We start from the raw sequence: 24,073 nt of genomic DNA, 5'->3' as shown, positions 1-24,073 counted from the left end.
CGGCTTCCCTCCGTGGCTGTGCATCATTCGACGCGGATGCTCGCGGCGCGGATCACCTCACGCCACAAGCGGCTGTCCTGTTCGATGGTGCGCGCGAAGCCCGCGCTGTCCTCCAGCCGCAGGGTCAGTCCGTTCTCCTGCAGGCGCTGCCGGATCGCGGCGTCGGCGAAGCCGGCGCGGATCGCCTCCACCCAGCGGGTGATCACCGGCTCCGGCATGCCGCGCGGGCCGCACAGGCCGAACCAGCCACTGACCGCGTAGCCGGGCAGCGCGTCCGAAACCTGTCCTGTGCCGGCGTAGCGCGGCGACCCGATGCCGTCGGCGAAGGCGAGCAGCCGCAGCCCTTCGCCGATCTGCCCGGCGACATCGCCGAGATTGGTGATGATGAGGTCGGTGCGTCCCGCTGCCACGTCCAGCACGCCCGGCGCTGCGCCGCGATAGGGCACATGCACGAGATCGAGCCCGCCGAGTTGCGCCAGCCGCGCGCCCGACAGATGCGAGACGGAGCCGATGCCGGCGCTCGCATAGGTGATGGTGCCGGGCCGCGCCCGCGCCGCTGCCAGCACTTCCGCCACGCTGCGATAGGGCGACCGGGCGGCGACGACCATGGCCTGGGTGGAGTGGACGATGTTGGCGATCGGCACCAGGTCGCGCGCCGGGTCGATCGGGAGCTGCGCACCCGGCAGGTTCGGGGTCACGGTCAGCAACCCGGTCGCGCATTGCACGACGGTGTGGCCGTCGGGCGCGCTGCGCGCCGCGGCCTCGGCGGCGATGAAGCCATTGGCGCCGGTCCGCACCTCGACCACCGGGCGTAGGCCGAGATGCGGCGCCACCGCCTCGGCCAGCAGCCGGTTGACGATGTCGCTGGTGCCGCCAGCGGCGAAGCCGCCCAGGATGCGCGGTGGGCGGTCCGGGAAAGCGCCGGCGGGCAGGCTGCCGAGGCTGAGCAACGCCAGAGCCGCGACCAGAAGTCTTTTCATTGGTATTCCTCCCAAGGCGCTACCGCGCCGCGCGCTTTACGGTCGCATCTGCAGCCTCGACGGCTCCGGCCGGCGCAGCGGATCAGCCAGGCGCGCGAAATCGCAGAGCAGCGGGCGCGTCTCGCGCGGGTCGATGATCTCCTCGATCCAGAAGGTCTCGGCCGTGCGGAAAGGCGATCGGAGCTGGTTCAGCCGCGCCTCGATCTCGGCGAGCTTCGCCGCAGGGTCCTCGGCGGCATCGATCTCGGCGCGGTAGGCGGCCTCGATGCCGCCTTCCAGCGGCAGCGAGCCCCAGCGCGCGGAGAGCCAGGCGTAGCGCAGCGAGAGGCGACCGGCCGGCTGATGCGCCGCGCCGGCAACGCCGAAGGCATTGCGCACGACGATGGTGCACCAGGGCACGGTGCACTGGTTCATCGCCGCCATGGCGCGCACGCCGTGGCGGATGGTGGCACTGCGCTCTGCCTCCAGCCCGACCATGAAGCCCGGGCAGTCCATCAGGTAGACCACCGGCAGGTGGAAGGTCTCGGCCAGGTCGATGAAGCGGACCACCTTCTGGCAGGTATCGCTGGTCCAGGACCCGCCATAGAAGAAGGGATCGCTCGCCATCACCGCGACGGCGCGGCCATCGAGCCGCGCGAGGCCGGTGATGATAGAGCGGCCGAACATCTTCCCCATCTCGAAGAAGCTGCCCCGGTCCACCACGCTCTCGATGATCGGGCGCATCTGGTAGACGCGGCGGCGGTCGCGCGGCACCGCCGCCATCAGCTTCTCGTCGCGGCGCCCCGGATCGTCTTCGCAGGGAATGGCAGGCGGCAGACCATGCACCGAGGAGGGCAGGTAGGAGAGGAAGCGCCGCGCGCAGGCGAAGGCTTCCTCCTCGGTCTCCACGGCGTGGTCGACGCCGCCGCTGCGGGTCTGGATCTCCCAGCCGCCGAGCTGTTCCTTGCTCAAATCTTCGCCGAGCCGCGCCACCACCGGCGGGCCGGCGACGAACATCGCCGAGCTCTTGGTCATCACCGAATAATGGCTCGAGGCCAGACGCGCCGCGCCGAGGCCGGCGACCGAGCCGAGGCCCAGCCCGACCACCGGTACCGCCGAGAGATTGAGCGTTGTGTAGTTGAAGAGGCCGGTGCCGCCGACGCCGCCCGGCAGGTTGGCGCGGCCCGTGGTCTCGATGGTCTTCACCGAGCCGCCGCCACCGGAGCCTTCGATGATGCGGATGATCGGCAGCTGGAATTCATTGGCCATCCGCTCCGCCATCAGCGGCTTCTCGCGGATCGTCGCATCGGCGGAGCCACCGCGCACGGTGAAGTCGTCGCCGACCAGCACCGCCGGACGGCCATCCAAGGTGGCGCGGCCGAAGACGCAGTTGGACGGGGTGAGCTCGGTGAGGCGGCCTTCGGCGTCATAGCCCGCCCGGCCGGCGATCGCGCCGATCTCGTGGAAGCTGCCGGGATCGGCGAGCGTCTCCACTCGTTCGCGCACCGTGAGCCGCCCGGCATCGTGCTGGCGCTTGACCTTGTCGGCGCCACCCATGCGACGGGCGAATTCCTCGCGCCGCCGCAACTCCTCCAGTTCCGCCTGCCACACCATCTTGCGGTTCCCTCTTTCCTTCGTGCGTCAGGCCCGGCGCAGGCCGCGAAGCCCGGCGAGCAGAGCTACGCCGAGTGCCACCTTCACGGCGCTGCCCGGCAGGAAGGGCAGCAACCCTACCGCGACCGCGCGATCGAGGCCGAAGAGCCAGGCAAGCCAGGCGGTACCCGTCGCGAAGAGCACGATATGACCGGCGGCGAAGAGGGCGGCGGGTCGCCAGAGCCCCCGCGCCCAGCCGCGCGCGGCGAGCCAGCCGGCCAGCGCCGCCGCCGGCACGAAGCCGATCAGAAAGCCCGCTGTCGGCCCCATGAGCGCTGCCGGCCCGGCGCGGAAGCTGGCAAAGACGGGCAAGCCGCAGAGGCCCTCCGCCAGATAGAGCAGTACCGTCGCGGCACCGAGTCGCCAGCCATAGGCGACGCCCACCAGCAGCACGACAAGGCTCTGCAGGGTCATCGGCACCGGCTGCATCGGCACCTGGATCTGCGCGGAGGCGGCGATCGCGAGACTGCCGCCGAGTGCCAGCAAGGCCGGGCGGAACAGCGTGGAGCGGGTGATGGTGTTCATGCGGGATCTCCCTGCATCAGGCGGCGCCGTGCGTGGCGGCGGCCTCATCGAGACGGAAACGGTCGAGGAAATGCGTGTCGACGGCGCCATCCCGCATCTCAGGGCTCAGCAGCGCGCGTGCGAGAAAGCCGGCATTCAGCCGCACCCCCTCGGCCCGCACCGCATCCAGCGCGGCGGCGAGGCGCTCCAGCGCTTCCGTCCGCGTCGGCGCATGGGCGATGAGCTTGGCGATCATCGGATCATAGAAGGGCGTCAGCGTGTCGCCCGCGCGCACCCCGGCATCGATGCGCAGCCCGGGCCCCGGTTCCGGCAGATCGAGCATGGCGAGGTGGCCGGGCGAGGGCAGGAAATTGCGCGCCGGATCCTCGGCGCAGAGCCGCGCCTCGATGGCATGGCCTTCGAGCCTCACCTGTGCCTGCGTCAGCGGCAGCGCCTCGCCGGCGGCGACGCGGAGCTGCCACTCCACCAGGTCGAGGCCAGCGACCATCTCGGTCACCGGATGCTCCACCTGCAGCCGCGTGTTCATCTCGATGAACCAGATGCGGTCGGCGGCGAGCGGTGCCGCGGCATCGGCGACGAACTCGACGGTGCCGGCGCCGACATAGCCGACTGCGCGCGCCAACGCGACGGCGCGGCGACCAAGCTCGGCGCGCAGCGCCGCATCCATGCCAGGGGCTGGGGATTCCTCGACCAGCTTCTGGTTGCGCCGCTGCAGGGTGCAGTCGCGCTCACCGAGATGCAGGACATTGCCATGAGCATCGGCGAAGACCTGCACCTCGATGTGGCGCGCGCTGGCGACCAGCTTCTCCACCAGGACGCGGGTGTCGCCGAAACCCGCGGCTTCCCGCTGTGCGGCGGCCAGCGCCGCGGCGAAATCCTCCGCCGCCTCCACCCGCCGCATGCCGCGGCCGCCGCCGCCGGCGACGGCCTTGATCATCACCGGAAAGCCGATGCGCGCGGCTTCCGCCGCCAGCCGCTCCGGCGCCTGATCCTCCCCCTCATAGCCGGGGGCCGAGGGTACGCCGGCCCGGCGCGCCACCGCCTTGGCCGCCGCCTTGCCGCCCATGGCGCGGATCGCGGCTTCCGGCGGCCCGATGAAGACCAGCCCGGCGTCGGTGCAGGCGCCGGCGAAATCCGGATTCTCGCTCAGGAAGCCATAGCCCGGATGCACCATGCGCGCGCCGGAGCGCCGCGCGGCGTCGATGATTGCTGATATGGAGAGATAGCTCTCGCGTGGCGATGGCGGGCCGATGCGCTCGGCGGCGTCGGCCGCGGCGACATGCATCGCCCCAGCATCGGCATCGGAAAAGACCGCGACCGTCGAGAGGCCGAGCCGCCGGCAGGTCGCGGCGATGCGGCAGGCGATCTCGCCGCGATTGGCGATCAGGACCGGCCCCTGCATATCAGAGCCTGTCTCGGAATGGCGTGGCGGTGAGCTGGCGAGGCATTTTTCGTTCCTGCCGTGGCGGGTGACGCAGCCGATGCTGGTTGCATCGGCGGAAGCCGGCGCGGCAGGGGCGGACAAGGCCCGCCAGATCGCCCCGCGGCCATTTCGAGACAGGCTCTCAGTCCTCCAAGGTCGCGACGACCTGGCCTTCCTCCACGAGGTCGCCCTCGGCCACCAGCACGGCCTTCACCCGGCCGCTGCGCGGCGCCGCGACGGGGATCTCCATCTTCATGGATTCGAGCAGCAGGATAGCGTCGCCCTCAGCGACGCGCGTGCCCGGCCCGGCCTCGATCTTCCAGACGGCCGCAGTGATCTCGGCTTTGACAGGGCTCTCGGCCATGACGTCTCCCCAAAGCGTCCGAATTTTGTTATCACATATTCCGCGCCTGACGCCGGAGCCTGTCAAGAGACCGAGGGAAGCCGCCCATGGATGCCGAGCCCCGCGCCGAGGGCCATGAGCGTGTCGCCATCCGCGTGCATCACTGGCTGCGCACGGAGCTGATGCGCAGCCGCTTCCGCCCCGGCGAGAAGCTCAAGCTGCGCACCCTCGCCGAGGAACTCGGCGTCAGTCTGACCCCGGTCCGGGAGGCGCTGGCGCGGCTGGTCAGCGAGAATGCGCTGGAGCAGATCGATCACCGCTCGGCGCGCGTGCCGGTGCTCTCCGACGAGCGGCTGCGCGAGGTCTGCGAGCTGCGCATCGATCTGGAAGGCAAGGCCGCCGAACGCGCCGCGGAGCGCGCCAGCTCCGCCGACGCGGATCGCCTGGCCGCCATCCATGCCCGCATGACCGAGGCCCGGCTCGAAGGCCGCATGCAGGACATGATGATCGAGAACGAGCGCTTCCACATGGCGACCTGCGCGCTGGCCGACATGCCGGTGCTGCTGCGCATCGTGGAAGGCCTCTGGCTGCAATGCGGCCCGCTGAACTTCGCGCTGAAGCAGATGCGCTTCCTGCACAAGCCGGAAGAGCATCCGCACAATGCGGTGATCCGCGCGATGCGGGAACGCGACCCGACGCTCGCGCGCCTCGCCATGCAGCGCGACATCGCCGTCTATTCCGATGCGCTGCTGCGCCGGCTGCCGGAGATCAACGTCACCGCCAGGGCTTGACGCCCGAGCCGCCACCTTATTCTATGATCACAAATATGGCGGGCCCGGCAGAAGGTCCCGGCGAGGAGGAAGACCGTTCCCATGCCGCCTGACCGCGACGCCCTTCCGCTTGCCCATCTTCGTGTGATGGAGGCCGGAAGCGGCGTCGCCCTGGCCTATGCCGGCAAGCTCTTCGCGGATTTCGGTGCCGCCGTGGTGAAGCTGGAATCGCCCGAGGGCGATGCGCTGCGCCGCGAGCCGCCGCTGGTCGCGACCGGCGATGGCGGCGCGGAATCCGCCCTCTTCGCCTGGCTCAACACCAACAAGCGCAGCGTGACGGCGCCGCCCGCGGCATCGGGTTTCGACGTGCTGCTGGAGGCGCGGCCGCCCGGAGCGCGCGGCCCGGAAGCGCCGATCACCGCGCTGATCTCCTGGTTCGGCGAGAGCGGCCCCTATGCCGGCTTCGCCGCGACCGACGTCACCTGCCGCGCGCTCGCCGGCGTCTTCACCGGCACCGGTCCGGCCGAAGGGCCGCCCTCCATGCTGGGCGGCATTGCGGGTGCGGTGCTGGGCGGCATCGCCGCCTTCAATGCCGTCACCGCGGCCCTGCTCTCGGGCGCGCCGCGGCGGCTCGAGGTCAGCATCCACGAGGCCAATGTCACGGTCGCGGAGTACCAGGCGGCGCAGGGCCTGACCCATCCCGAAGTGGATCGCCGGCATGGCGTGAACCGCTTCGCCCCCACCTGTCCACTCGGCGTCTATCCTTGCCGCGAAGGCTGGCTCGGCGTCACCGTCGTGACGCCGGCGCAGTTTCGCGCCTTTTGCGAGATGATCGGCGCGCCGGAGGTGGGACGGGATCCGCGCTTCGTCATGGGCATCGACCGGCTGCGCCATGTGACGGAGCTCGAGGCGCTCTTCGTGCCGCGCCTCGCCGAACGCAGCGCCGCCGCATGGTTCGAGGAGGCGCTGGCGCGCCGCCTGCCTTTCGCGGTGGTGCCCGACATGGCGACGCTCCTCGCCACGCCGATGCACCGCGCCCGCAATGCCTTCGGCACAGTGCGCATCGGCGATGCGGCTTTCGAAGGCCCTACCCTGCCGCAACACCTGACGCGCACGCCGCCGCGGGCCGGCGGCACCGCGCCGTGCCCCGGTGCGCATGACGGCATGCCGCTCCCGCCTCGCGTCGCGCCGGTGCCCGGCCGCAGTACCGGCCTGCCTCTGGCGGGGCTGCGCGTCGTCGACCTCTCCATGGGCTGGGCCGGGCCGCTCTGCACCCGCCAGCTCGCCGACCTCGGCGCCGAGGTGGTGAAGGTCGAGGCACGGCAGTATCCGGACTGGTGGCGCGGCGTCGATCCGCGCGAGGCCTTCTTCACCGATCGGCAATACGAGAAGGATCTGCGCTTCGGCGTGCTCAACCGCAACAAGGCCGGCGTCACCCTCGACCTCTCGGTGCCGGAGGGCGCCGCGCTGCTGAAGCGCCTGGTGGAGGATGCCGATGCGGTCGTCGAGAATTACGCGCGAGACGTGTTGCCGAAACTCGGACTCGATTACCCCGCGCTCGCTGCCGAGCGGCCGGATCTGGTAATGGTCTCCATGCCGGCCTTCGGCGGCAGCGGACCCTGGCGGGATGCCCGCGCCTATGGCTCCACCCTGGAGCATGCCTCGGGCCTGCCCAGCGTCTCGGGCGAGGCGGATTGGCCGCCCACCACCAACCAGCTCGCCTATGGCGACCCGGTCGGCGGCCTCAATGCCGCGGCGGCGCTGCTGACCGCGCTGCTGCACCGCGCCCGCACCGGCGAGGGGCAGCATATCGACCTCGCGCAGGTGGAGTGCATGTTCCCCCTGGTGGCGCCCTGGATCGTCGCGCAATCGGCGACGGGATCGCCGGGGCCCCGCTTCGGCAACCGGCACCCGGCCCAGGTGCCGCATGGCTGCTTCCCCTGCGCGGCGGATGGTTGGATCGCGGTCGCGGTGACCGATGATGCGACATGGCAGGGTCTCTGCCGGGCGATCGGTCGGCCGGAGCTCGCGGCCGATCCTGCGCTGTCGACAGCGGCGGGCCGCCGGCAGCGGGAAGCCGCGCTGGAGGCGGCGCTCTCCGACTGGACACGCAGACGAACGGCCGATGGTGCCATGGCCGCGCTGCAGGCCGAAGGTGTCGCGGCGGGCGCGCTGCGCTGGCCGACCGGCCTCTACCACGACCCGCATCTGCGCGCCCGCGGCTTCTGGCAGCCGATCGACCGCGCCTTTCTCGGCCCGCATGCGCAGCCCTCGGCGCCCTTCCGCGAAGCCGGGCGCGGCCCTTACGCGGTGCGCCGCCCGGCGCCGACGCTCGGCGAGGATAACGCGGCCGTGCTGGGCGGCCAGCTCGGCCTCTCACCCGCGGAGCTGGCGCGGCTGGAAGCGGCCGGCATCATCGGCACCGAGGCAGTGCCGGTCACCGCGCGCAAGACGCGCGCGGCGGTCGGCTGAAGACCAGGCGGCCGGCGCTCAGTCCCGCCGCGGCTGCGACACCGGATGGATCGCCCCGGCATCGGCGGCGGTGACGGTGGCATCGCCATTGCTGTCGGCCTGGGCGAAGGTGCGGCCGGCCACGGCGTCGTATTCGGCGCGGCTGATGCTGCGGTCCCCATCCCGGTCGATCGCGCGGAAGCGCCGGTGCGCCTGCTCGATGGCGCGACGGAAATCATCGTCCAGCGGCCGCTGCCCATAATCGGCGCGGAGCCGGCCTTCATATTCGGCGACGTATTCGACCTGGGACAAGGCGCCATCACCATCGCGATCGGTCGCGCGGAACTGCGCCTCGCGCGCGGCATCGTATTCGGCGCGGGTCACGCTGCCGTCGCGGTTGCTGTCGTATTGCCGGAAGAAGCGCTCGCGGAAGCGCTGCTGTGCGGCGGCGGCCGCTTCTGGGCTCGGCCGTTCGGCGGGTGCGGCAGGTGCCTGTGCGAGGCTTGGCGTGGCGAGCCCAAGAATGCAGGCGCCTAAGGCGAGCGAAAGGCGGATCGTCATGGACGCCCTCTTGCGGTTGGTTATCGGATGCCGGATTTGTTAACGCGAATGAGAGTCATTCGCAATAGGTTCGCTGCCTGGCTGCTCGTCCCGTCGCCGGATTGCAGATTGTATCACTTACAGTATTGCAATTAAGAATCACTTGCATTAAATGCGCCGCCATCAACCAAAGGTGCAACCCCCACTGACGGGAAGGGCGACCGTCGGGTGGAAGGGGCATCTCATGACGAGAATGGGATTCAATGTGCTGCGCGGTCTCTTGGCCACGACCGCGCTCTATGCCGTCGGCACGCTCGCCGCGGCCGCGCAGGAGGCTGCTCCGGCGGCCACGCGCCTGCAGCCGGTCACCGCCGAAGGCCAGGCCGCCGATGCGCCCTTTGAGACGCCCGCCGCGGTCAGCCGCGTGACGCCCGAGCAGATCCGCGAAGGCGGCGACACCAACCGCCTGCTGGAGACGGTGCCGGGCGTCGCGGCCGGCGGCTTCTCCTCCCAGCCCGGCGTCTCCGTGAACATTCGCGGGCTCGAGGGCGTCGGCCGCGTCAACATGATGGTTGAAGGTGTGCGGCAGAACTTCCGGCCGGCCGGCCATGAAGGCGGGTCCTTCGCCTATATCGATCCGGCCTTCCTCTCCGGCATCGATGTGGAGCGCGGCGCGATCAGCGGACCGTCCGGCATGGGCGCGCTGGTCGGCGCGGTGAATTTCCGCCTGCTCAATGTCGAGGACATCCTGCGCCCCGGTCAGACCATGGGCGGTCGCCTCACCGGCATGACCGGCACCAATGGCTATCAGTGGAATGCCAGCCTGATTGGTGCGGCGCGCCTCGGCGAAGGCATCAGCGTGCTGGCCGGCGCCAGCGGCCGCACCAACTCCGCCTACGAGAATGGCCGCGGCCAGACCGTACCGAACACCGAGCAATCCCTGCGTTCCGGCCTGTTCCGGCTCAACTGGGATCCCAATCCCGAGCACCGGCTGGCCCTGACCGGCAGCGTCTACACCAACCGCTTCGTCTCGAATTTTTATGACCAGACGATGCAATCGAACCTGATCCGCCTCGCCTACAACTTCCGCCCATCGGACAATCCCTGGATCGATCTGCAGGCCAGCGCTTCCTACAACCAGATCCGGATGAACAACTACCTGACCGAGGCCGGCGCCTTCTCGACCACCGCCTCCGGCCGGCGCATCGTCAACAGCGCCTATGAGGTCGGCCTCTCGAACACCTCGCGCTTCGCCCTCGGCGGCGCCGACGTGGAGTGGCTCTACGGCGCGCAATACGCGACCGACGACACGGAAACCCGCAAGGGCGGCGTCAATGGTGACGGGCGCCTCAGCATGACCGGTGTCTATTCCCAGGCCACCGTCACCCGCGGCATCTTCGACGCGGTCCTCGGCCTGCGCTACGACCGCTTCGACATCGACGCGGAAGGCTATGCCGCGCCGGCGATCGGCGTGCCGGTGACCGGCCCCTACAGCGTCGACCGCGGTGAAGGCCGGGTCAGTCCGCGCCTGACGCTCGCGGTGCGACCGCTGCCGGGGCTGCAGTTCTATGCCACCTATGGCTGGGCCTTCCGCCCACCCACCATCTCCGAGACCATGTATTCCGGCCCGCATTCCGCTGGCGGCACCTCCACTTTCTATCCCAATCCCTATCTGCAGCCGGAGCGCTCGCAAGGCTGGGAGATCGGTACCAATGTGCTGCGGCGGAACCTGTTCATGGATGGCGATCGGCTGCGCGTGAAGGTCGCCTATTTCGACAATGACGTGGAGGACCTGATCAACCTGGTCGCCGTGCGCGGCTCCTCGATCACCGGCGCATCGCGCAGTTTCAATTTCTACGAGAACGTACCCGGCACCAGCCGGCTGAGCGGGGTCGAGATCGAGGGCGGCTACGACACCGGCCTGGCCTACTTCAACGTCGCCTACACGCATACCAGCATCGACTACGCCGACGGCGCCGATCGCAGCTATCTGCCGCGCAGCAACCTCACCTTCGATGCCGGCGTCCGCCTCTTCGAACGCCAGCTCACGCTCGGCGCCCGACTGCGCGTCGTCGGCCGCACGCAGTCGGCCAGCACGGCGGCGACGGCGGTCCCGATCAACTCCTACACCACCGGCGACCTCTACGGATCCTGGCGGATGAACGACAACCTGACCGCCTTCTTCAACGTGACCAACATCAGCAACCAGACCTACACCCTGCCCGCCTCCGAGACCGTGGATGGCGGTCGTGGCCGCACCATCATCGGCGGTCTGACGCTGCGCTTCTGACGCGGGCGTGGGCGTGCCCTCGCCCGGGCTGTTCGGCGTCATCGAGCGGCTGCAGGGCGGGATGCCCTGGGGATCGGTCCTCGACGCCGGCACCGGCGCCCGATCGGCAGGCTGGATCAGCTTCCTGCCGAGCCTGCGCTGGACCGGCGTCAGCGCCGATCCCGACCTGCTGGCCAAGACGCGTGCGGCCGTGGCGCACCAGATGCGCGCCGGGGACCGCCTGATCGCCGGCAACTGGGCCGATCCGGCGCTGCTGGCCGGCGAAGCGCATGACACGGTCATCGCGGAGTATCTGCTCGGGGCGCTCGAAGCCTATGCGCCTTATTTCCAAGAAAACCTCTTCCTGCGCCTGCGGCCGCTGGTCCGGCGCCGGCTCTATGTGATCGGGCTCGATCCCTATGTCCTCGGCCGGCCGGAGGATGCGGCGGGGCGTCTGGTGCAGGAAATCGGACGCTTCCGCGATGCCTGCCATCTGCTGGCGGGTGAGACGCCCTATCGGGAATATCCCGCCGAATGGGTGGCGGACCGGCTAGCCGGGGCGGGGCTCCGCATCCGCTTCGCGCAGCGCTTCCCCAACCACTACGACATGCGCTGGGTCGAGCTGCAGATCGCGACCGCCAGCGCCCTCATCGCCCGGACCGCCGACGCTGCGCTGGCGAAAGCGCTCGCCGGGCAGGCGGCCGAACTGCGCCGGCATGCCCAGCTCCTCTGCGATCAGGAAGGCGGCCTGGTGCACGGCCATGACTACCTGATCGCCGCCGAGCCGGGATGATCACGGCGACCGTCACCAGCGATAGCGCAGCGCCGCCGTCGCGGTCAGCCGGTCGCCGTAGAAGCAGGCATAGGTGCAGGACGCGACATAGCGGCGGTCGAACAGGTTGGTGACGTTGAGCGACAGGCGCCAGCGCTCCGCGAAGTCGTAGCGGACCATCGCATCCGCCAGCGTGTAGTCCGGCACACGGACGGAATTCGCCGTGTCACGCGTGGTGCTGATGTAACGCAGCCCGGCCCCGAAGCCGAGCCCCTCCAGCGCGCCCTCGCGCACCGTGTAGTCGGCCCAGAGAGCTGCCTGATGGGTCGGCACGCCCGCCGGTATGCGGCCGAGATCGGGACCGTTCGACCGGGTGATCCGCGCATCGGTATAGGCGTAGGACGCAATGAGCCCGATATTGTTGTCGAGGCTGAAGCGCCCTTCCACCTCGACGCCGCGCGCGCGCACCTCGCCCGCCTGGGTCACGAAGCCGGGATGCGCGGGGTCGACCGTGGTGACGTTCTCCTTGGTCAGCTCATAACCCGCGACGGTGATCAGGCTCTGCCGGCCTGGCGGCTGGTAGCGGATGCCGACCTCGTATTGCCGCCCGCGCGTCGGACGCAGGGCGGAGCTATCGAAGGTCGTGCCGCTGGTCGTCGGCTGGAAGGATTCCGCATAGCTCGCATAGGGCGCGAAGCCGCTGTCGAAAAGGTAGACGAGGCCGAACCGCCCGCTGAAGGCGCCATCGCTGACCGAGAGCGCGGTACGCCCCAGCCGGTTGGTGATGTCGGATTCCACCCAGTCATAGCGCCCCCCGAGCGACAGGATCAGCCGATCAGCGATCCGCACCTGGTCCTGCAGATAGAGGCCGATCTGCCGGGTCTGATTGAGGGTGTTGAGCGTGCTGCCGAGCCGCGCGACCGGCACCACCGCGGTGCCGTAGCGCGGCGCGAAGAGATCGAGCGTCGGCACGCCCACCCGCGCCACGCCGCGGATATCGACCAGCCGCGTGTCGGTGTATTCGAGGCCGGCGACGATGGTCTGCTCGACCGGCCCGAAGACCAGCCGCGCCTGCACCTGGTTGTCGATGACGAATTGCGTGGAGCTGGTGCGCCGGTTCTCGGCCGAGCGGGTGACGGTGCGCTGGTCCGGCAGCAGGGTGAGGAACTGCAGGTCTCGGATATCCGCGCTCGCGGTCAGGTAGCGGACGTTCTGCCGCACCGTCCAGACATCGTCGAAGCGGTGCTCGGCGAGGTAGCCGAGCGCCAGGTTCTCGGTGCGGTAGTAGTCGAAGCCAGGCTCGCCCACGAAGCGGTTGCTGGCGATACGGCCGTTACGGTTGTCCAGCACCGTGCCGCTGAAGGGATAGCCGTAGCTGTAGCGCGTCTCACCATTGTAGTAGTTGGCGAGGAAGGTGACCGAGGTATCGGCGCCGGGCCGCCAGGTGAGGCCGCCCTGCAGGAAGCGGCGATCATCCGGGATGTGGTCGATCATGGTGTCGCCCTCACGCCACGCCCCGGTCAGGCGATAGGCGAGCGTGCCTTCGGCATCGAGCGGCCCACCGAGATCGAAGGCGAGACGGTAATTGCCGTCGCTGCGGGCGCTCAGCTCGATCTCATGCAGCGGCGTGAAGCTCGGCCGCTTGCTGATCAGGTTGACGATGCCGCCCGGCTCGGTGGCGCCGAAGATGATGGAGGCGGGACCGCGCAGCACCTCCACACGCTCCAGCCCATAGGGTTCGGTCAGGCCGAGGCCATAGTTGTTGGCGCCCCAGCGCATGCCGTCGCGATACAGCGTGCCAAGCTGCTCGGAGCCCTGGAAGCCGCGCAGCACGAAAGTCTCGTCGCTGCGCCGGAAGCCCTGGCTCAGCATGATGCCCGGCGTGTAGCGGATCGCCTCGCCGATGGTGTCGGCACGCTGCGCATCCATCTGGTCGCGGGTGATGACGGAGATCGATTGCGGCGTCTCGATGATCGGCGTGTCCGCGCGGGTGCCGGTCGCGCTCAGTGGCGCGACATAGCCGCGCACTGGGCTCCAGCCACGATCCAGGCCGGCGCTGACATTGATCTCCGGCAGGTTGACGGCGCCGCTCTCATCGGTGCTGCCGGCCGGCAGAGGGATCAGCGTCACCGTCGCAGGCGCGGTCAGCCGATAGGTCATGCCGGTGCCGGCGAGCAGCCGCCGCAGTGCCTGTTCCGGCGCCATGCGCCCGGAGACACCGGGGCTCCGCCGGCTGCCGATGGCCTCAGTCGCGGCGAGCACGCGATAGCCCGCCGCTTCCCCGAAGGCGGTCAGCACCGTGCCCAGGGGGCCGGCAGGGATATCGAAGACGCGCTCGGCCCCCGCCTCCGCCCGGGTCGGAGCGCCGCTGTCCTGGGCCCGGGCGGGCACGCCCTTCGCGACGCAGGCCACCGTCGCCGCCGTCAGCAGAATCCCTCTGGCGGCCGCCCGTGCCGGCTGCCAGCCCAACTGTCCCTTGCGCACCCTGTCGCCCCCTCATGGCCCGAGCGCGACACCACGGAATGCGGCCGGTCTTCGCTCTCAAAAGGCTAGGACGAGGCGGCAGCGAAGCTCGACAGCGAAGATGCGTTTCCGGAACGAAAACTCTGCGTCAGAGACGTCCGGCACGCAGCGGATCGGGCTCGACGATGGTGAGCCAGGGCAGGCGTCGCAGCCGCACCGGCAGGGCGGCGGCGATGGCGTCGAAGAAGGCGACAGGATCGTCAGTCGGGAAGACGCCGGTCACCGGCCGGCGGCGCAGGGCGGCATCGGTGAAGACGATCCAGCCCCGGCTGTAACGCCCCATTTCCGCCGCCACTTCGCCAAGCGGCCGGCCATGGAAGATCAGTTGCCCGCGCCGCCAGGCGGTCTCGCTGCGCAGGTCCGCCGGCGCCGGCGGATCGAGGCGGCCAGGTCCATAGCCGGCCCGCTGCCCGGCCGCGACCTGCACCGGCGCCTGGCCGGGAACGGCAAGTTCGACACTGTGCTCGGTGACCACGACCTGCACCGCATCGCCGTCCCGCCGGAGATCGAAGCCGGTGCCGAGGGCAAGCACCCGGCCGCCGGCCGCTTCGACTTCGAAGGGCCGATCGGGATCGGCGGCAACCTCGGCATGGATCCGCCCGTCATGCAGCCGGATGCGGCGGCGCCTTGCATCGAAGGCGACATCCAGGCTGGTGGCGCTGTCCAGATCGAGCCGCGAACCATCCGGCAGGATCAGCGACCTCCGTTCCCCGATGCCGGTCCGATGGTCTGCCAGCAGGGTCGCAGGATGATCCAGAAACCCGCTGCCGGCCCCGAGCGCCAGCAGACCAAGGATGACGGCGCCGGCCCCTGCCCCGCGCAGCAGCGCGCGGCGGCGGCGCGGTTTCGCGGCCTTGCCGAGCCCGTCCCAGAGTGCTTCCGCGGCGAGCGCCGCGGCGTTCTGCTCCGGGGTCGCCACCTTCCAGGCCGCATAGGCCGCGCGCTCGGCGGCCGTGGCACTGCCCGAATGCAGCCGCACGACCCAGTCCAGCGCCGCTTCCTCCAAAGCCGGAAGCGGATCGTCGAGCAGACCGGGCGTGGCCGGAGGCGCGTTCATCGACGGAGGCTACGCCGCTGCCAGGCGCCGCAGGCAGTGCCGCAACGCGCGCATGATGTGCTTGCTCACCATGCTGACCGAGATCCCGAGGCATCGCGCGATCTCGTGGTGGCCGCGCCCGTCCAGACGGCTGAGCAGCAGCGCGGTGCGGCAATCCGGCGGCAGCTCCGCAAGCGCCATGCGCAGCCGCGCCAGGCGCTGCCGGGCCTCGATATGTTGGTCGGCGCCGGGGCGCGGGTCGGCCTGCGTCTCGGCGCAATCCTCGATGCGCGCGTGGAAGCCGCGGCGGCGCAGCCGGGCGCGATGGTCGCGCAGGATGTTGGTGGCGATCCGCCAGAGGAAGGCCCGCGGATTGGCGATCAGGCCCGGCGCGTCGGGCCGGTTGAGCACCGTCGCGTAGCGCAGGAACGTGTCCTGCACGACATCGCCTGCGCCGTCGCTGCAGCGGAGATCCCGATAGGCGAATTGCCGCAGCTCCCGGTGATGGAGGCGGAACAGCGCATCGAGATCATCGGGCATCGCCACCTGAGCGCCGGATCCTCGGCTGGGCCACAATCGCCGCAGGCCGACCCATGGCACCGCCTGTGCGACATTGTGCCATTGATAATTATTCGCATCTAAGCCATGCGGCTGGCCGAGGCAAGCGTGCAGGCGCAGGCGGATGTCGCGGCCGGGAGCGCCGGCTCAGCGGCCGAGGCCGATCTCCCGCAGGTAGCGCCGCACGCCAGGGTGCAGCGTCTCCGGCGACGGCGCGGCGGCGAGGGTATTGGCGAGCGTCGTCTCGCGCCCCTGCGGCAGGCGCGCCGCCAGGTCGGGGCCGGCCTCGTGCAGCGCCGCGGCGAGGCGGTGGCCCAGCGCCTCCGGCAGATCCGGGCGGGCCAGCACATAGCTCCAGGTCCCGACCGAGGCGATCGGCGCCGGCTGGCCGGCATAGCTGTCGGCCGGCAATTCCATGGCCCTGAGCCCGGGTTCGGCGGCGAGGATGCGCGCCCGCTCGCCGGGATCGGGCGCGATGAAGCGGGCGCCCTCAGCAGCGATCGCCGTGAAGCCCGGCCAGCCGGCGCCGCCACCCCAGAGCGCCGCGACGCTGCCGTCCAGGACCATCGCCGGACCGTCGCCGGCGTGGTCCAGGAAGACCGGCGCGAAATCCCGCTCCATGTCGAGGCCGAGACCGGCCGTCATCTGGCGCGCGAGCACGATGAAGCCCGAACCGCGCGCGCCCCAGGCGATGCGCTGGCCGCGAAGATCGGAGATGCTCAGCCATGGCGCATCCGCGCGCACCACGAAGAGGCCCGGCGTCGCGTACATCGCCGCCACCACGGTGAGCGGCGAAGGGCCGCCGAGCGCCGCGACCGCTGTTTCCCCGGCGACGAGCGCGATGTCGAGCGCCCCAGCGATCAGCAGCGGGACATTCTCCGCGCTGCCCTTGGTGTGCTGCGGCGTCACGGCGAGGCCGGGATCGACCGCGTTGACCGCGGCCGCGAAGGCCGCGCCATAGGCCGGGAAGCCGCCGCCCGGCGTCGCCGTGCCGAGCCGGACCGGAGATGCTTCGTTGTCGTTCATGGCACGGACCTCAGGGCTTCGGCGGCGATGCGGTGGGTCTCGATCGCGGCGGGTACGCCACAGTACATGGCGACCAGCAGCAGCACCCCCTGGATCTGCTCGGCCGTGGCGCCATTGGCGATCGCTCCCTTCACATGCACGCGGAACTCCTCCGGCCGGTTGCTGGCGGCGGTGATGCCGAGCATCACCAGGCTGCGGACGACCGGGTCCAGGCCTGCGCGGCTCCAAACATCGCCGTAGACATAAGCGTTGATGATATCCTGCAAGGGCGCGCCGAAATCACCGGCGGCCTGCATGCGGCCTTCGACCGCCGCTTCCCCGAACATCGCCTTGCGCAACGCCAGGCCGCGCTCGCGCAACTCGCTGACATCCATGGCTGGCAATCTCCCCTGGCCGGAACTGAGGTCCGGTCATTTATCTCGTTACTCAGGAATGGTGTGCGTTTCGTCGGCATTGCGCAATTCTCAAATGTCCGGATAATTGCGAATGAGGGTCGCGCTCGAACCGATCCCGCCACAGGGGAGATACGCCATGCGCTGGTTCGGCATCCGCGCCTTGCCATGCCTGTTGTCGTTGCTGCTGCTCGGCGCAGTGCTCCCAGCCGCGGCGCAGGATTATCCGACCCGCCCGCTGCGGATGATCGTGCCCTTCCCGGCCGGCGCCGGCCCCGACCAGGTGGCGCGCTTCATCGCCGAGTATTTCAAGGACGCCCTGGGTCAGCCGATCGTGGTGGAGAACCGGCCCGGCGCACTCGGCAGCATCGGTGCGCTCGAGATCGCGCGGGCGGCGCCGGACGGCTACACCATCGGCATCATCACCAACAGCACCCACGCCTCGAACGTCTCGATGTTCCGGCGCCTGGCCTATGATCCGGTGGCCGATTTCACACCGATCGGCCGCATCATCACCACCGCCATGGTGCTGCTGGTGCGGCCGGATTTCCCGGCCCGGGATCTCGCCGGCTTCCTGGACTATGCGCGCCGCCATCCCGGCCAGCTCTCCGCCGGCTATGGCTCCGGCGCATCGCAGATGTCGCTGGCGCGGCTCCGCAGCCTCGGCGGTGTGGAGGCGGTGCCGGTGCCCTATCGCGGCGTACCCATCGCGCTCACCGACGTCATCTCCGGCAACCTCGCCTTCTCGCTCGGTGACTACGCTGTGTCGCTCGCGCAGATGCAGGGCGGCACGCTCCGTGGCCTCGCCGTCACCGCTGCGGAGCGGAGCGACCTGATGCCCGACCTGCCGGCGATCGCGGAGGTACTGCCGGGTTTCGACGTGACCATCTGGTATGGGCTGACGGCGCCGGCGCGCACGCCCCGCCCGATTATCGACCGGCTCGCTGTGCTGACCGCCGAATTCCTCACCCGTCCCGCCACGCGCTCCCGCCTCAGCGAAATGGGTCTCAACCCGGCGCCGCAGCCCCCAGATGTCTTCGGCGACTTCATCCGCAGCGAGATCGTGAAGTGGACCGCCGCCGCCCGCGAGGCCGGCATCGAGCCGCAATAGGCAGCGCGATGGATCAGCCGATCATCGATGCGCACCATCATCTCTGGCGCCTGGATGCGGTGCCGTGGCTCTCCGGCCCGCCGGTGCCGCGCATCTTCGGCGACTACGGTCCGTTGCGGCGCGACCACGGGCCGGAGGAATTCATCACCACCTGCCGCGCCGAAGGCGTGATGCGCTCCGTCTACATCCAGATCAACGTCGCCCCGGCCGCGGAGGTGGCCGAGGTCGCCTGGGCGCAGTCGGTCGCCGATCGGCACGGCTTCCCGCATGGCATCGTGGGCTTCGCCGACCTCGCCGCGCCGGGGCTCGCAGCCGTGCTCGACGGCGAAGGCGCGCATGCCGGGTTGCGCGGTATCCGCCAGCAGCTCCATTGGCATGAGACGCCGCTCTATCGCTTCGCCGCACGCCCGGACGTGATGCGCGATCCGGCCTGGCGCCGCGGCCTGGCGGAGCTGGGCCGCCGCGGCCTTGCCTTCGAGCTGCAGGTCTTCGCGGGGCAGATGGCGGATGCGGCCGAGCTGGCGCGCGCGCATCCGGAGGTGACCTTCATCCTGCAGCACGCGGGCATGCTGGAGGATCGCAGCGCCGCCGGCTGGGCCGCCTGGCGCCAGGGCATGCGCGGGCTCGCCGCCTGCCCGAATGTGGTGTCGAAGCTCTCCGGCCTCGGCACCTTCACGCATATCTGCTCGGTGGAAGCTTGGCGCCCGGTGGTGCTGGGGACGCTCGACCTCTTCGGCCCCTCACGCTGCCTGTTCGGCAGCAACTGGCCGATCGAAACCCTCTGGACCAGCTATCCCGAGATCATCCGGGTCATGCGCGAATGCCTGATCGGGTTGACGCCGGCCGAGCGCGCCGCAGTGCTGCATGACACCGCCTTGCGGGTCTATCGGCTGTGACCACGGGCATCATCGGCCTGGGGCTGATGGGCATGGCGCTGGCCGAGCGGCTGCTCGACGCCGGCCAGCGCGTGGTCGGCCTCGATGTCGATCCGGCACGGGGCGCCGTGCTGGCGGCGAAGGGCGGCGCGATCGCCGACGACCTCGATATGGTCACGCGCAGCTGCGCGACGGTGCTGGTCGCTGTCTACGACGCGGGGCAGACGGAGCAGGTCCTACTCGGCCATGGCGGCATCGCCGACGCCAGGCGTTCGATCGACATCATCTGCATCACCACCTGCCCGCCGGACCAGATGGCGGACTTCGCTGCCCGCCTGACGGCAGCCGGCCATGGGCTTGTGGAATTCCCGATCTCCGGCACCAGCGCGCAGCTTCGCCGCGGCGAAGCCATCGGGCTGGTCGCCGGGGATGCCACGGCGCGGAAACGGACCGCGCCGCTGCTCGCGCTCCTCTGTCCAGAGCGCCTGGAATTCGGCCCGGCCGGCGACGCCGCACGCACCAAGCTCGCCATCAACCTGGTCCTGCAGTTGAACCGCGCGGCGCTGGCCGAAGGTCTGGCTTATGCGACTGCGCTCGGGCTCGATGCGGGCGCGTTCCTCGCCGCCCTCCAGCGGAGCGCCGCCGCCTCCCAGGTCATGGCGGGCAAGGGACCGAAGATGATCGCCCGCGACTACGCACCCGAATCCCACCTCGCCCAGACATTGAAGGATGCCGAGATGATCCTCCAGACGGCCCTCGTTGCCGGCCAGGCGCTGCCGCTGATGCTGGTGCAGCGCGCGCTGCTGCGGGATGCGATCACCACGGTTGGCGAAGCTGCCGATAGCGCCGCGATCATCGAGGCGATCCGTCCCTGTCAGGGGATGCCATGATCGAGGCCGCGATCTTCGGCCTCGGCCGTTGGGGCCGCAGCCTGGTCGAGGCCGCCGGGGGTGCGCTGCGCTTCACCCACGCGGTCGAACCCGATACCGCGGGCGCGCGAGGCTTCGCGGCGCGGCACGGGCTGGCGCTGCATGCGGGGGCTGAGGCGGTGCTGGCCGACCCGGCGATCCGCGCCGTGGTGCTGGCGACCCCGCATTCGCTGCACCATCAGCAGGTGCTGGCCGCCGCCGCGGCCGGCAAGGCGGTGTTCTGCGAGAAGCCACTCGCGCTGACTGCCGCCGATGCAAGGGCCATGCTGACCGCCTGCCGTGCCGCCGGTGTGCCGATGGCGGTCGGTCACAACCGGCGCTTCTGGCCGGCCATGCGCGCGCTGCGCGCGCTGATCGCCGATGGCGCGCTTGGCCAGCTCCTGCATGTCGAAGCGCATAACAGCAACCTCAATTCAGACGCGGTGACCGGCGGCTGGCGGCTGGCGCCCGGCGAATCGCCCGCTGGCGGCATGACCGGGGCGGGGCTGCACGCACTCGATGCCTGCATCGGGCTGTTCGGGCCGGTGCGGCGCGTCACGGCGCGCCTGCTCACGCATCCGCCGGCCCCGGCGCCGCGCGATTCGGTCTCCGTGCTGCTGGAATTCGCGAACGGCACCAGCGGGCTGATGGCGACCATCCGCGCCACGCCGCTGTTCCTGCGCGTGCACGCCTTCGGCACCCTCGCCTCCGCCGAGGTACTGGGCGAGACGGAGCTGGTGCTGCGGCGGGCCAGCGCGCCACCCGAGACACGCCGCTTCGCGCCCGAGGACGCGTTGCGGGCCGAGCTCGACGCCTTCGCCGCCCAGGTCGAGACGGGCGCGCCGCCCGCGATCGCAGAGCGCGACATCCTCGCGACCGTCCTTGGCTTCGAGGCCGTGGTAAGGTCGGTCGAGACCGGAACCACGATCGACTGCGATGCCCCGTGAGACGACCAAGCCCAGGACGAAGCCGGCGCCGCTCTATCGCGCGATGGCGGCCGCGCTGACCGAGGAGATCCGGCGCGGCGTGCATCCGCCCGGCCAGCTCCTACCGACCGAGGTCGAGCTCGGCCTGCGCTTCGCCGCCGGCCGCCACACGGTGCGGGAGGCGCTGCGCATCGTGACCGAGCAGGGCCTGATCATCCGCCGCGCCGGCCTCGGCTCGCTCGTCGTGGCGAGCGAGCCGCCGGCGCTGTTCACGCACAGCGTCACCTCCCTGTCGGAATGGCTCCGCTACCCGACCGAGACCTGGCGCGAGACCCAGCACAGCGAGGAGATCACCGCTGACCGCACCCTCGCCGCTCTGCTGAAATGCGAAGTGGGGCGGCGCTGGTTCCGCATCTCCTCCATCCGCCGCGGCAGCGGCGTCACGACGCCCCTCGCCTGGACCGAGATCTACGTGCTGCCGAAGTATGCCGCGGTGGCGAAGCGCCGCGACCACGGCCGCACGCCGGTGCACCAGCAGGTCGCGAAGATGTTCGGTGAGGCGATCGAGCAGGCGGAGCTCGACATCTTCGCGAGCCGCATCCCCGCCGCATTGGCCGAGAGCCTGGAAGCCGAGGCCGGGTCGCCGGCGCTGACCGTGGTGCGACGCTACTACGGCGCCCGCAACGGCTTGTTCGAGATCACCGTCACGACCCATCCCGAAGGCCGTTACACCTACAGCATGCAGATGAGCCGGGCTTCGCATCCGGCTTGAGCACGACGCGGAAGCGGCCTGCTACATCGGCCCCACCGGTCCCAGATCCGACCCGTCCACCAGCCGTGCATAGCGGAAGGGATGCGGGTCGACGAGTGGCGCGGCGCCGGTGACGAGATCGGCCGCCAGCCGGCCGGCCGCCGGGCCGATGCCGAAGCCATGCCCGCTGAAACCGGTGGCCAGGAAGAAGCCGGGCAGCGCCTCGACCGGGGAGATCACCGGGATCGCGTCCGGCGTGCAGTCGATCCAGCCGCCCCAGCTCTCCGCCGCCTGGATGCCGGCGAGTTGGGGATAGGCCTGGACCAGGCCCCGCAGCCCCTCCCGCACGACGCCCATGTCGGGTTCGGGGTCCAGAACACGCATCTTCTCGAAGGGCGAAACGCCGTCCATGGACCAGTTCCCTAGGGCTTCCGGTCCCGCGAAGAAGGACCGGCCCATGCGGATGGTCAGGCCGGCGGAGCGGCGCTTCATGAACATCGGCCAGAATTCGCGCGCGTAGCGCAGCCCCTGCGGCGTCAGCTCCAGCCGGCCGCGGCCGCGGATGGCGACGGTATAGCCGCCATCGACGCGGCGGCGGATGACGGCGCCGGGCATGGAAAGGCCGCCATCCGTCACCTCGGCCGCCGGCGTCGTGTAGAAAGCGGTCGAGCGTACGCCCGCCTGCGGCAGCTTGATGCCGTGGTGGCGGCAGAACATCGACGCCCAGGCGCCGCCGGCGCAGAGCACCGCCCCGGCGCGGATACGCCCCTTCTCGGTCACCACGGCGGAGACGGCCCCGCTGGTCGTCTCCAGCCCGCGCGCGGCGCAGGCCTGGTGGATGGTGGCGCCCGCCCGGCGCGCCGCTTCGGCCAATGCCGGTGCCGCCTTGGCGGGTTCGGCACGGCCATCACTCGGCGAATGCACGCCGCCGATCCATCGTCCGGTGGCGCCCGGCGTCATCGCCTGCGCCTCCTCCGCTGTGAGCAGGCGGCTGTGCACCTGATGGCCGCGCGCCATGTTGACCCAGGCCTCCCAGCCGGCGAGCTCGGCCGGATTCTCGGTGACATAGAGCAGACCGTTGCGGCGGAAGCCGAGATCGGCGCCGATCTCCGCATCCAGCGTCCCCCACATCTCGAGGCTGTGGCGGACCAGCGGCAATTCCCGCTCGTCGCGGTTCTGCTGCCGGCACCAGCCCCAATTGCGGCTCGATTGCTCGCAGGCGATGTGGCCCTTCTCGACCAGCGCCACCGAATGGCCTTGTCGCGCGAGATTGTAGGCGGCGGCGACACCGATAATGCCGCCGCCGATGACGACGACATCGGCTGTGGCGGGAAGCGTGGGATCGCTGGCGATGCGATCGACGGGCGGCGACATGCTTGCTTGGGTCCTTCCTGATCAGCCCCGCGCTGCCGCGCGATCGCGCGCGAAGCCGACGACCCGCTCCGCCAGCGTCGCCAGATGCGCCTGCACCTGCGGGAAATCCGGCCGCCGGATGCGCGTCGCGTCATCCATGTAGAGGCTGCGGTTCATCTCGATCTGCAGACTGTGGATGCCCTTGGCCGGATCGCCATGTTTGCGCACCGATTCCGCGCCGATGAAGTAGGTGTTGCGCGTGACCCTGTAGCCGAAGCCGCTCAGCACCTCCGCCACGAGATCGGTCAGAGCGGTGTCGCAGGTGGTGCCATTGCGATCGCCGAGATCGAAATCCGACCGGTGCTGCCCCGCATCGGGCCCGCTGGCGATGAGCGAGGTCATGCTGTGGCAGCTCAGGTGCCAAGCCGCGCCATGCGCGTCCCGGAAGTCCTTCAACAGCCGCGCGACCTCGTTGTGATACGGCCAGTAGTAGTGATCGAGCCGATGGCGGATTTCGGCCACTGTCGGCTTCGCGTCATAGATCGGCTTGGTGCCGGCGCAGACCGTGGGGATCAGGCCGACGCCTGTCTTGGTCTTGGGGGAAGGCTGCAGCGGCTCCGGCCAGGTCCCGTCCAGGCTGTCGGGATCGATGTCCAGCTCATGCCGGTTGGCGTCGATATAGGCGTTGGGGAAGAAGGCGTAGAGCCAGGTCGCGCCGGCGCCGACCACACCGGCGTAGGCCGCTTCGACATGGCTCGAGACGGAGCGCTGCAGGTCGGTCAGCGTAGCGATGCTGCGGAAGTCGCAGGGGTATTCGGTGCCGCTGCGCGGGATCTCGAACAGCACCGGCGCGGGGTCGGCGGGATCGCGTCGCGCGAAGACGCCGGGAAGGATGTCCATCTGCATGGT

At 70.4% G+C, this 24,073-nt stretch carries 22 protein-coding genes; 9 read left to right on the top strand and 13 right to left on the bottom strand.

The genetic code is table 11. The features are described 5' to 3' along the window. Nucleotides 1-23: 23 nt before the first annotated feature. The 5 genes from GXW71_RS01215 to GXW71_RS01195 form a co-directional block, all read right to left on the bottom strand. Nucleotides 24-980, bottom strand: a complete 957-nt coding sequence (locus GXW71_RS01215; RefSeq protein ID WP_211850553.1) for a Bug family tripartite tricarboxylate transporter substrate binding protein — start codon at nt 978-980, stop codon at nt 24-26. Nucleotides 981-1,016: 36 nt separating this feature from the next. Further along, complete coding sequence (locus GXW71_RS01210) at nt 1,017-2,573, bottom strand: acyl-CoA carboxylase subunit beta (protein ID WP_211850552.1); 1,557 nt, start codon at nt 2,571-2,573, stop codon at nt 1,017-1,019. Nucleotides 2,574-2,600: 27 nt separating this feature from the next. Further along, nucleotides 2,601-3,137: a biotin transporter BioY gene (locus GXW71_RS01205; protein WP_246526176.1), complete on the bottom strand. Its 537-nt coding sequence runs from the start codon at nt 3,135-3,137 to the stop codon at nt 2,601-2,603. Nucleotides 3,138-3,153: 16 nt separating this feature from the next. After that, nucleotides 3,154-4,539: an acetyl-CoA carboxylase biotin carboxylase subunit gene (locus GXW71_RS01200; RefSeq protein ID WP_211850550.1), complete on the bottom strand. Its 1,386-nt coding sequence runs from the start codon at nt 4,537-4,539 to the stop codon at nt 3,154-3,156. A gap of 163 nt (nt 4,540-4,702) precedes the next feature. Beyond that, a complete protein-coding gene (locus GXW71_RS01195) occupies nt 4,703-4,924 on the bottom strand; it encodes a biotin/lipoyl-binding carrier protein (RefSeq protein WP_211850549.1) in 222 nt (73 codons plus the stop codon). Between the two features lie 86 nt (nt 4,925-5,010). Between GXW71_RS01195 and GXW71_RS01190 the strand changes: the two genes are divergently transcribed. Next, nucleotides 5,011-5,694, top strand: coding sequence for a GntR family transcriptional regulator (locus tag GXW71_RS01190; protein ID WP_211850548.1), 684 nt, complete (start codon nt 5,011-5,013; stop codon nt 5,692-5,694). 81 nt (nt 5,695-5,775) lie between these two features. Then, entirely contained in the window at nt 5,776-8,145 is a 2,370-nt protein-coding gene (locus tag GXW71_RS01185; protein ID WP_211850547.1) for a CaiB/BaiF CoA-transferase family protein, read from the top strand. A gap of 18 nt (nt 8,146-8,163) precedes the next feature. On the opposite strand, the gene GXW71_RS01180 is transcribed toward GXW71_RS01185, so the two are convergent. After that, nucleotides 8,164-8,685: an EF-hand domain-containing protein gene (locus GXW71_RS01180; RefSeq protein ID WP_211850546.1), complete on the bottom strand. Its 522-nt coding sequence runs from the start codon at nt 8,683-8,685 to the stop codon at nt 8,164-8,166. A 223-nt stretch (nt 8,686-8,908) separates the two neighbouring features. Here GXW71_RS01180 and GXW71_RS01175 point away from each other — a divergent pair, with 223 nt between their 5' ends. Both GXW71_RS01175 and GXW71_RS01170 read left to right on the top strand, forming a co-directional pair. Then, nucleotides 8,909-10,954: a TonB-dependent receptor domain-containing protein gene (locus GXW71_RS01175; RefSeq protein WP_211850545.1), complete on the top strand. Its 2,046-nt coding sequence runs from the start codon at nt 8,909-8,911 to the stop codon at nt 10,952-10,954. A gap of 7 nt (nt 10,955-10,961) precedes the next feature. Continuing rightward, on the top strand, nt 10,962-11,726 hold the full coding sequence (locus GXW71_RS01170; RefSeq protein ID WP_211850544.1) for a hypothetical protein: 765 nt from the start codon (nt 10,962-10,964) through the stop codon (nt 11,724-11,726). 12 nt (nt 11,727-11,738) lie between these two features. Here GXW71_RS01170 and GXW71_RS01165 read toward each other — a convergent pair whose 3' ends face one another. From GXW71_RS01165 to GXW71_RS01145, 5 genes are all read right to left on the bottom strand, one after another. After that, nucleotides 11,739-14,189, bottom strand: coding sequence for a TonB-dependent siderophore receptor (locus GXW71_RS01165; protein WP_211850543.1), 2,451 nt, complete (start codon nt 14,187-14,189; stop codon nt 11,739-11,741). A gap of 127 nt (nt 14,190-14,316) precedes the next feature. Next, on the bottom strand, nt 14,317-15,285 hold the full coding sequence (locus GXW71_RS01160) for a FecR family protein (protein ID WP_211850542.1): 969 nt from the start codon (nt 15,283-15,285) through the stop codon (nt 14,317-14,319). Between the two features lie 9 nt (nt 15,286-15,294). Then, nucleotides 15,295-15,804, bottom strand: a complete 510-nt coding sequence (locus tag GXW71_RS01155) for an RNA polymerase sigma factor (protein WP_246526199.1) — start codon at nt 15,802-15,804, stop codon at nt 15,295-15,297. A gap of 165 nt (nt 15,805-15,969) precedes the next feature. Continuing rightward, nucleotides 15,970-16,848: a TAXI family TRAP transporter solute-binding subunit gene (locus GXW71_RS01150; RefSeq protein WP_211850540.1), complete on the bottom strand. Its 879-nt coding sequence runs from the start codon at nt 16,846-16,848 to the stop codon at nt 15,970-15,972. Next, entirely contained in the window at nt 16,845-17,222 is a 378-nt protein-coding gene (locus tag GXW71_RS01145) for a carboxymuconolactone decarboxylase family protein (protein ID WP_211850539.1), read from the bottom strand. The genes GXW71_RS01150 and GXW71_RS01145 overlap by 4 nt, the downstream gene beginning before the upstream one ends. A 112-nt stretch (nt 17,223-17,334) precedes the next feature. On the opposite strand from GXW71_RS01145, the gene GXW71_RS01140 reads away from it, so the two are divergent. From GXW71_RS01140 to GXW71_RS01120, 5 genes are read left to right on the top strand one after another with little or no spacing between them, the layout of a single operon-like run. Then, entirely contained in the window at nt 17,335-18,351 is a 1,017-nt protein-coding gene (locus GXW71_RS01140; protein ID WP_211850538.1) for a Bug family tripartite tricarboxylate transporter substrate binding protein, read from the top strand. A gap of 8 nt (nt 18,352-18,359) precedes the next feature. Next, the gene (locus GXW71_RS01135; RefSeq protein ID WP_211850537.1) at nt 18,360-19,247 is read left to right on the top strand and encodes an amidohydrolase family protein; all 888 of its coding nucleotides are present in this window, start codon (nt 18,360-18,362) and stop codon (nt 19,245-19,247) included. Next, complete coding sequence (locus GXW71_RS35370; RefSeq protein WP_211850536.1) at nt 19,244-20,116, top strand: NAD(P)-dependent oxidoreductase; 873 nt, start codon at nt 19,244-19,246, stop codon at nt 20,114-20,116. Before GXW71_RS01135 ends, GXW71_RS35370 begins: the two co-directional genes overlap by 4 nt. Then, nucleotides 20,113-21,081, top strand: a complete 969-nt coding sequence (locus tag GXW71_RS01125; RefSeq protein ID WP_211850535.1) for a Gfo/Idh/MocA family protein — start codon at nt 20,113-20,115, stop codon at nt 21,079-21,081. Before GXW71_RS35370 ends, GXW71_RS01125 begins: the two co-directional genes overlap by 4 nt. Next, complete coding sequence (locus GXW71_RS01120) at nt 21,071-21,832, top strand: GntR family transcriptional regulator (protein ID WP_211850534.1); 762 nt, start codon at nt 21,071-21,073, stop codon at nt 21,830-21,832. Before GXW71_RS01125 ends, GXW71_RS01120 begins: the two co-directional genes overlap by 11 nt. A 21-nt stretch (nt 21,833-21,853) precedes the next feature. Here the strand turns inward: GXW71_RS01120 and GXW71_RS01115 are convergent, their stop codons facing one another. Further along, nucleotides 21,854-23,185 carry an NAD(P)/FAD-dependent oxidoreductase gene (locus GXW71_RS01115; RefSeq protein ID WP_211850533.1) on the bottom strand — a complete coding sequence of 444 codons (1,332 nt, stop codon included), beginning with the start codon at nt 23,183-23,185 and terminating at the stop codon, nt 21,854-21,856. Between the two features lie 21 nt (nt 23,186-23,206). After that, on the bottom strand, nt 23,207-24,070 hold the full coding sequence (locus GXW71_RS01110) for an N-formylglutamate amidohydrolase (protein ID WP_211850532.1): 864 nt from the start codon (nt 24,068-24,070) through the stop codon (nt 23,207-23,209). Nucleotides 24,071-24,073: the final 3 nt, after the last annotated feature.

Source organism: Plastoroseomonas hellenica, assembly GCF_018129085.1.
In the GTDB taxonomy this organism is placed as follows: Bacteria; Pseudomonadota; Alphaproteobacteria; order Acetobacterales; family Acetobacteraceae; genus Plastoroseomonas; species Plastoroseomonas hellenica.
This window is presented reverse-complemented; position numbering and strand designations above follow the sequence as displayed.